The organism is Paracoccus sediminilitoris, from assembly GCF_003259195.1.
In the GTDB taxonomy this organism is placed as follows: domain Bacteria; phylum Pseudomonadota; class Alphaproteobacteria; order Rhodobacterales; family Rhodobacteraceae; genus Paracoccus; species Paracoccus sediminilitoris.
In genome coordinates this window covers 1-7,854 of the sequence record NZ_QJPK01000051.1, presented here as the reverse complement: position 1 = coordinate 7,854, position 7,854 = coordinate 1, and the positions used below count along the sequence as shown (strand labels likewise).

At 59.8% G+C, this 7,854-nt stretch carries 4 protein-coding genes and 2 pseudogenes; 5 read left to right on the top strand and 1 reads right to left on the bottom strand.

The window, feature by feature from the left end:
* The first annotated feature begins 629 nt into the window (after positions 1–629).
* Positions 630–1,931: pseudogene (locus tag DKT70_RS17155) on the top strand (IS3 family transposase).
* A gap of 191 nt (positions 1,932–2,122) precedes the next feature.
* On the opposite strand, the gene DKT70_RS17150 reads toward DKT70_RS17155, so the two are convergent.
* Positions 2,123–3,499: an aminotransferase-like domain-containing protein gene (locus DKT70_RS17150; protein WP_111560280.1), complete on the bottom strand. Its 1,377-nt coding sequence runs from the start codon at positions 3,497–3,499 to the stop codon at positions 2,123–2,125.
* Between the two features lie 322 nt (positions 3,500–3,821).
* On the opposite strand from DKT70_RS17150, the gene hemA reads away from it, so the two are divergent.
* The 4 genes and pseudogenes from hemA (at position 3,822) to DKT70_RS17130 (ending at position 7,611) form a co-directional block, all read left to right on the top strand.
* Entirely contained in the window at positions 3,822–5,156 is a 1,335-nt protein-coding gene (gene hemA / locus DKT70_RS17145) for a 5-aminolevulinate synthase (protein WP_111560279.1), read from the top strand.
* A gap of 31 nt (positions 5,157–5,187) precedes the next feature.
* Entirely contained in the window at positions 5,188–5,553 is a 366-nt protein-coding gene (locus DKT70_RS17140; protein ID WP_111560278.1) for a DUF983 domain-containing protein, read from the top strand.
* A gap of 148 nt (positions 5,554–5,701) precedes the next feature.
* Positions 5,702–6,538 carry a DMT family transporter gene (locus DKT70_RS17135; protein ID WP_111560277.1) on the top strand — a complete coding sequence of 279 codons (837 nt, stop codon included), beginning with the start codon at positions 5,702–5,704 and terminating at the stop codon, positions 6,536–6,538.
* A 240-nt stretch (positions 6,539–6,778) separates the two neighbouring features.
* Positions 6,779–7,611 (top strand): annotated as a pseudogene (locus tag DKT70_RS17130) (IS5 family transposase).
* The last annotated feature ends 243 nt before the right edge of the window (positions 7,612–7,854 follow it).

The following is a 7,854-nucleotide window of genomic DNA, read 5'->3' as shown; positions in this document are numbered from 1 at the left end:
CCGCGTAGCCCCAGAAATCAACCCGCGGATTCTCCGAATGGCTGGAGGAGAGACGGGTCTCAGGTCAGCACAGATACACTCGTATTTCGCTGCGTGGTCCTTCAATTCAGGGTAGGCTACAGGCGATCAATGAAGATGTTGTCCAAGTACCGACCGTGGCCGTCCATTCAAATGCGGGTGCCTGAGCGGCGCAGACGATCAGTCCAAGCAAACGGTGTGAACTGCGCCCCTTGATCGCTGTTGACGATATCGGGCGGCCCGAACCGATTAGATGGCCTCGTTCAGTGCCTCCACGCAGAAGTCGGTGACCAGCGTATTCGAGATCCGCCACGCTCTATCTCTCTGGGTATGACAGTCCGTGATCGCCGCCAAATAGAGCAAGGCATGAGCCGCCACCGGTTCGACGCCATGCCGAGCGCCGCGACGCATCGGTAGATAAATGATGGCCACGCACCAAGCTGATTTGGCCGGGCCACTTGCCTTCCGTGTCGCAGATAGAGTTGAGTCTTGCGCCTCCTATCCGGTTCGCTGGCGGTGGGTTGCTGATAGATCGGCATCAATCCTGGTCTGCCGCCTGAAAAGTGGTTCTCCCTGAGGTATGGCTTTTGAGCCATTTGGAGGATGCAGGAATGCCCCAGAGGAAGCACAAGCCGGAGGAGAACGTCGCCAAGCTCCGGCAAGTTGACGTGTTGGTGTCGCAAGGCCAGTCGGTGGCCGAAGCCGTGCGGTCGATCAGCGTGACGCAGTTCACCTCCTATCGGTGGCGCAAGGAGTTCGGTGGTCTGAAAACCGACCAAGTGACGCGACCGAAGGAGCTGGAGAAGGATCGCGCCATTGGAGCGCCATTGGTTCAAGCCCAATGGCGAGGGCGCGGCTCTGGAAGGCCGTCTCTGACCTGAGGCTCGAGAAGTTCATCCTTCGGGGTAAGGCCCATGGGACGAACGCATCGGGACACTTCTGAGCCCCGCCCGCCGCCGTGCTTGCATCAAGCATGTCAGGCAGACTGTCCGGATCTCGGAACGGCTCGCCTGTCGCGTGCTCGGGCAGCATCGCTCGACACAGCGGAAAGTGCCGAGCGGACGGGCCGATGAAGACGTCCTGACGGCCGACATCATCGCGCTCGCCTCGCAATATGGGCGCTGCAGATACCGCAGGAGTTGCCGGTAATTGCGCCATCGGTCCGAGCGACCACTGGCGACGCCCTTCTGCGCGAGGCCGGTTGGGCGGTGAACGTGAAACGGGTCGAGCGGTCGAGCGCATGCGTTCGACGGCGGCGGGACCGAGGAGGATCAGGAAAGGCCCCGGGGGGCGTTTCCCCGACGAAGCTGAAGGTCGCAAAAAAGCAACCAAAGAAGGGTCGGCTTTGGCTGAACGACGGGTCATGCATCCGTCTGCGGCCAGAGCGTTCGAACCATGTCTGATCCTACGACTTCGTCGAAGCCCGGACCCACGATGGAAGGAAGTTTCGCATGCTCAATCTCATCGACGAGTTCAGCCGGGAGTGCCTGGCAATCCGGGTCGACCGGAGGCTCCGATCGACCGACGTCATCGACGTCTTTTCCGATCTCTTTATCCTGCGCGGCATGCCGGATCATATACGGTCCGACAATGGCCCGGAGTTCATCGCCAAAGCGGTGCGGGAATGGATCGTCGCCGTCGGCGCGAAGACCGCCTCCATCGAGCCGGGGTCCTCATGGGAGAACGGTTCCTGTGAGAGCTTCAATTCCAAGCTCCGCGACGCGCTGCTGAACGGGGAGATCTTCTACAGCCTCGCTGAGGCGAAGATTATCATCGAGAGCTGCCGCCGCCATAACAACACCAAGCGCCCGCACTCATCACTGGGGTATCGCCCGCAAGCTCCCTGGGCCATCCAGTGGCCGACTTCGTCATCCGAAGCCGCTTCGCCGGCCACTCCAGCTGTCGCGCCATGACCCGTAATGCACCAAGTTTGAAACCGCACCACCCGATAGGGGCAGGCCAGATCCGTAGCTTTAACACTTAGAGGACTCTGAAGATGCCTTCGAGGTGGCTAATCGAGGGGGCTCTCATCAGCATTCCAGAGCATATTGCATCTATCCATTCCCAAAAGGAAGCCACAGCCGCAAACCGTAGGGGCAGATGTCTAAACGATCGTGCGCGTCATGACTGCTGTTTGTTCCATCAGACCAGCGAGTTGCAGCAATCCCTCTTCCAGCACTGCCTTGTCGGGGGCGATGCCGAGCGACAGTCGCACGGCCTGAGCTGAACTCGCGGTCAAGGCAAAAGCCGAGGCAGGAACGATCGAAACGCCTGCTGCTTCGGCATGTTTGGCAAAGTCGCCTGCCTGCCATCCATCCGGTAAAGAGAGCCAGAGATGATGGCCGTCGGGATCTGCCGTGAACCGGTGTCCCGAGAACACCTGCGCGGCAAGCTCCTGACGGATGCGATTTTCCGTTCTTATCGCCTGCGTGATGTCGCCGACCACGCCATCCCTGATCCACCGGCTTGCGACGGCCGTCAGCACCGGAGGGGCCATCAGGATCGTCGCGCGCAACATGGACGCCAGGCGCATGGCGTCGGCCGTGTTAGGGGCGATGACATAAGCCACGCGCAAAGCCGGTGTCACGCATTTGGAAAGGGTCGCCAGATGCCATGTCAGTTCCGGGGCCAGATCGGCGAAGGCGGTGACGTGGTCCGTCTTCAACGGTGCATAGGGATCGTCCTCGATGATCTGGACGCCGTAGCGCCGGGCAATCTGGACGATCTGTTGTCTGCGCGTTTCGGGCATTGTCACAGCCGTCGGATTGTCGATCGTGGGGACCACATACAAAGCCTTGGGCGGTGATCTTCGGCACAGCCGATCAAGATCGTCGGGCATCAGGCCGTCCCGATCCATGCCGATCGGTTCGACGACGGCACCACATTGCGCACCCGCGGCCAACAGGCCGGGATAGGTGAGCGCACCGGCAGCAAGGCTGTCGCCGGGCGACAGCAACAGCTTGCAAAGGGCGAACAAGGCCGATTGCGCGCCAGCTGCGATGGTGATGCGATCCGCTTCCGCGCCGCTTATTCGCGATGACAGCCACTGGGCGGCAGCCTGCCGGTCGGCGGGGGCGCCTGCACTGTCTTGGTAATGAAGACTGAGACCGCCCCTGGGTCCCGACAGGACCGCATTCATCGTCTGCGAAAACAGTTTTCGGAAATCGACGGAAAGGGGCTGCGGGGGGATATTCATGCTCAGGTCAAGAAGGGGCGGCGGCAAGGTCGTGCCCGCATGGTCGGGATCCTCGCGCACGAAAGTTCCACGTCCGACCTGTGCCGCGATCAGGCCACGGCGGCGAGCCTCGTTGAAGGCCCGCGTCACCGTGGTCAGATCCACCTCCAGCGCTTCGGCGATGGCGCGCTGCGCGGGTAACCGTTCACCCGGCGACAGGATGCCGCGGCGGATGTCTTCCTCCAGTCCTTCGACGATACCAAGATACTTCAGGGGCGCTTCAGCGATGGTGCGGGGCTTCCACATGTCAAACCTTTCGCGGTGATGGACAGAGATGACGACGTATTTCAGCTAATGTATGGCCATACAAAAAAGTTCAAGTCCCAACCCATCCAGACGTCACGCCTTGACCGTGTGTAATGGGAATTGCCATTAAATATCCTGTATAAAGCAAGTGATTGCGCGCTAGAATCGATACGTGCCGGTCGCAGGATGCCTCTTGCCAGAAGTGTCGACCGGCCAATCATATTGAAATCACCCTTGCATTGTATGTATCATGGCCATACATTGATGCCGAGGATTCGAAGCAATCCCTCAGCCATCCGATCAATGTCGCGAGGGTCCTGTCATGGACTGCACTGAAGCGTTCCAGAATTCGCTGAACCAGATGAAGCTCGAAGGTCGCTATCGGACGTTCATCGAGCTGGAGCGTATCGCAGGCGCGTTTCCCTCTGCGATATGGCATCGGCCTGATGGCACGACTCAGACGGTGACCGTCTGGTGCAGCAACGACTACCTTGGCATGGGTCAACATCCCGACGTTTTGGCGGCCATGCACGATGCCATCGATCTCTCGGGTGCAGGAGCAGGAGGCACGCGGAATATTTCCGGCACGAATTGCCAGCACGTCGCCCTGGAGGCCGAACTGGCCGAACTGCACGGCAAGGAAGCCGCATTGGTCTTCACATCGGGCTGGATCAGCAATCTTGCGGCATTGGGAACCCTGGGGCGCGTCCTTCCCGATTGTGCCATTTTTTCCGACGCGCAGAACCACAACTCCATGATCGAGGGAATCCGCAGGTCCGGCGCAGAACGGTTCATCTTTCGCCACAACGACGTTGACCATCTTGATCAGTTGATGGCCAGCATCGACCCTGCGCGCCCCAAGATCGTGGCTTTCGAAAGCGTCTACAGCATGGACGGTGACATCGCACCAATCGCGCGTATCTGTGACGTTGCGGACAAGCATGGCGCCTTGACCTATCTGGACGAAGTTCATGCGGTCGGCCTTTACGGCAGATCCGGCGGTGGCATTGCCGAACGTGAAGGACTGTCACATCGTCTCAGCGTGATAGAAGGCACCTTGGCCAAGGCATTCGGCGTGATGGGTGGCTATGTCAGCGGCCCCGTGGCCCTGATCGATGCGATCCGCAGCATGGCTGACAGCTTCATCTTCACCACATCGCTTTGCCCGCATCTGGCTGCGGGCGCACTGGCCTCTGTCAGGCATGTGAGGGCACATCCGGAACAGCGTTTCCGGCAAGCCACCAATGCAAGGGTCCTGCGATCCATGCTGAAGAACGCGGGACTTCCGGTTCTTGACACCCCAAGTCATATCCTGCCTGTCATCGTGGGTGACGCGCATCTGTGCAGCCGGATCAGCGAACGCCTGCTGTCGGACCATGGCATCTATGTCCAGCCCATCAACTATCCGACCGTACCCCGCGGACAGGAGCGTTTGCGGATCACGCCCACGCCCTTTCACGCCCGGACCGACATGTACCGGCTTGTCTCGGCACTGCTGCACATCGGTTTCGAACTGGGATGGGACGCAACTCCCTCGGCACCGGCAAAGCAGACGGATCCCGCATGGGAAGAATGGCTGGACCGCCAGACCTGCCCGGAGGAGGATCTTTTCGCACCCAGGCAGCGTGGGCACCATCATCTTGTGGCGAACATCTGAAAGCCGCATTGCAAAAAGAAGGCAAGTCGACATGGCTGAAGACCACAACGAGAAAACGGCTGTCATCCGGGGCTTTTTCAACCGCTGCCCCAATTGCGGCGAGGGCCGGATCCTGCAGGGATATCTGGCGGTGATCCCCGAATGCGAGTCCTGCGGACTGGAGTTCAAGCGCTATCCGGCCGCTGACGGACCGGCATTTTTCACGATGACAATCATGCTTTTGCTGCTGATCCCTTTGCTGGGGTATACGTGGGTGGTCTTCCGGCCCAGCCCGCTCATGCTGCTGGCGATCGTTTCGGGGGCCACGGCACTGATCACCATGGTGCTGCTGCGCTTCGTCAAAAGCGCCTTCATCGGCTATCTCTGGGCGCATAACGAGCAGGACCGCGGAGCCTGAGAGGGGAATGTGGCAAGGCGGTTCCGAAGGTGATAGCGGGCGATCAGTCGCCCAAAGGGTGCATAACCGCCATCTCGACCGCCTGAGAGAGATATCGATCGTGAACACGGACAGCGCTCATCGCCTCAACATCCAAGGCGCCGCTTGGATGATCACCGCCATGGCCGCCTTCGCGGTCGAGGACGCCTTGGTCAAGGCCGTGTCGCATCATCTGCCGGTCGGGCAGATCCTGACCCTTTTCGGCATGGGCGGGGCCACGATCTTTGCGGCCATCGCCCGTCGTCAGGGCGACGCATTGCTGACGCCCGACGTGTTGTCGACGGCCATGAAGATCCGGGTGCTGTTCGAGATCACGGGTCGTCTCTTCTACATTCTCGCACTGGCACTGATCCCCTTGGCGACGGCCACCGTCATCCTGCAGGCCACGCCGCTTGTCGTGGTCGCATCCGCCGCCCTGATTTTCGGCGAGCGTGTCGGATGGCGCCGTTGGACCGCCATTGGCATCGGCCTTGCCGGGGTGCTGATCATCCTGAGACCAGGGACGGAGGGGTTTTCGCCCCTGTCCATCCTGGCCGTCATCGGCATGTTCGGTTTTGCAGGGCGCGATCTGGCAAGCCGAGCTGCCCCGCGCAGCCTCAGCACGGCCATTCTGGGCCTTTACGGCTTTCTGGCCTTGGCGGCGGCTGGCCTGATGTTCTCGCTCTGGCAGGGACAGGCATTCCGTATGCCCGATGGCCCGGCCGCCCTTTTGATAACGGGCGCGATCCTTGTGGGGCTTTGCGCCTATTCGTCCCTGATGAAGGCGATGCGAACAGGCGACGTGTCAGCCGTCACGCCCTTCCGCTATACGCGCTTGTTGTTTGGCGTCGCCTTGGGACTGATTTTTTTTGACGAAAAACTCACGACCAACATGCTGATCGGTTCGGCGCTGGTTGTTCTGTCGGGACTGTTCATCCTTTGGAGAGGCAAACAAAGGCGCGATTGAAAAGAGGCTTTTGCCTAGGTTCACGAGCCATGCGGAGGCGCAGGAAAAACCCGGGCATTGGAGCAGGCACTGCAGGGTTCACCGACCCTATAGCGCAATTGCCCTTCATGATCTGGGCGGTCTAGGCAGACTGTTGCAATGGCCGGGCTGGCAAGCGTCGGCCATTAGGGCGTGCTGACAAAAGGGATACACACTGAGCGGCAAGCGTGATTCAAGCTAGTATCTGCGACGGAGACCAGATTGGTACGAGACCTGACGTCGGACGAGGAAGGGCGTTCTTTGAGCGTTTCCTCCTGATAGTCCGCGCCCCGAACGGGCGCAAATCTACCAACCACCGTCTTGTTCTTGATGGGATTTTCTGGATCGTACGCACGGTCTATCCCTAGCGTGATCTGCCGGAAGAGTTCGGCAAGTGGTCAAGCATCTACCGCCAGTTCCGGCGTTGGACGCTGGCGGGGTTCTGAGAGCAGATCATGGACGCGCTGAACGAAAGCGGCGCGGTCCCGCACGGACTGCAAATAATCGACATCGAGCCGGTGAACGCCATCGGTTCAAGTGAACCGGCGAGGGTGGTTCGCGCCATTATCGAGCAGCGGGCGTTACACGGGGCTAAGCCATGAGGCGCCACTGGTTCAAGACCATGGCGATGGCGACAGGGTTTTGGCCGTTCGCGTGGCGGCTTCACGACCAAGATCCACCTCCTCGTCAATACAGCAGGGCTGCCCATGAGGACGGAGATCACCGCGGGGCAAACTTCCGATTATCCCGGCTTCGATCTGGTCATGGCCGACAAACTGCCGACAACGAGCGTCCCGCTGGCCGACCGAGGCTATGACGCTGACAGCAATTGGGAAATCATCAACAAACGGGATGTTCTGCCGGTCATTCCAATGCACAAGTCCCACAAAAAGCGAATTGGCGTGGACCGATCACTCTACCGGCTGCGCAACCTGGTCGAACGGTGCCTCACCAAGCGGAAGAACGCCACCCGTTACGACAAGACTACGGAGAGCTTCTTGGGCATCATCGACATAACGTCGATCCGCCTTTGGGTGCGCCATTTGTCAACATGACCTAAATTAACCATATTGGAATGGGAAAATCCAAATGTCGCTCGATCTAAGCCGGCGGTCATGCCGCGCAACCGAAGGGGGGCCATGATGCGGCTCAACTGTTCTGACACACGCGCCATATCCGCAAAGACACCTAATGTACCTAACCCAAGTGCTGCTTCCTGAGCGGCTCCAATGCCTAGGTGTTTGATCCCACGGTTTGATGGTGTGATCCTTTCGAAGGAATGGAAGGATGCCCTATGG

Bases quoted from the DNA above. Each gene is read 5' to 3' on its own strand.
- DKT70_RS17135 (WP_111560277.1), top strand. From the start codon at position 5,702: ATGATCACCGCCATGGCCGCCTTCGCGGTCGAGGACGCCTTGGTCAAG.
- DKT70_RS17150 (WP_111560280.1), bottom strand. From the start codon at position 3,499: ATGTGGAAGCCCCGCACCATCGCTGAAGCGCCCCTGAAGTATCTTGGT.
- hemA (WP_111560279.1), top strand. From the start codon at position 3,822: ATGGACTGCACTGAAGCGTTCCAGAATTCGCTGAACCAGATGAAGCTC.
- DKT70_RS17140 (WP_111560278.1), top strand. From the start codon at position 5,188: ATGGCTGAAGACCACAACGAGAAAACGGCTGTCATCCGGGGCTTTTTC.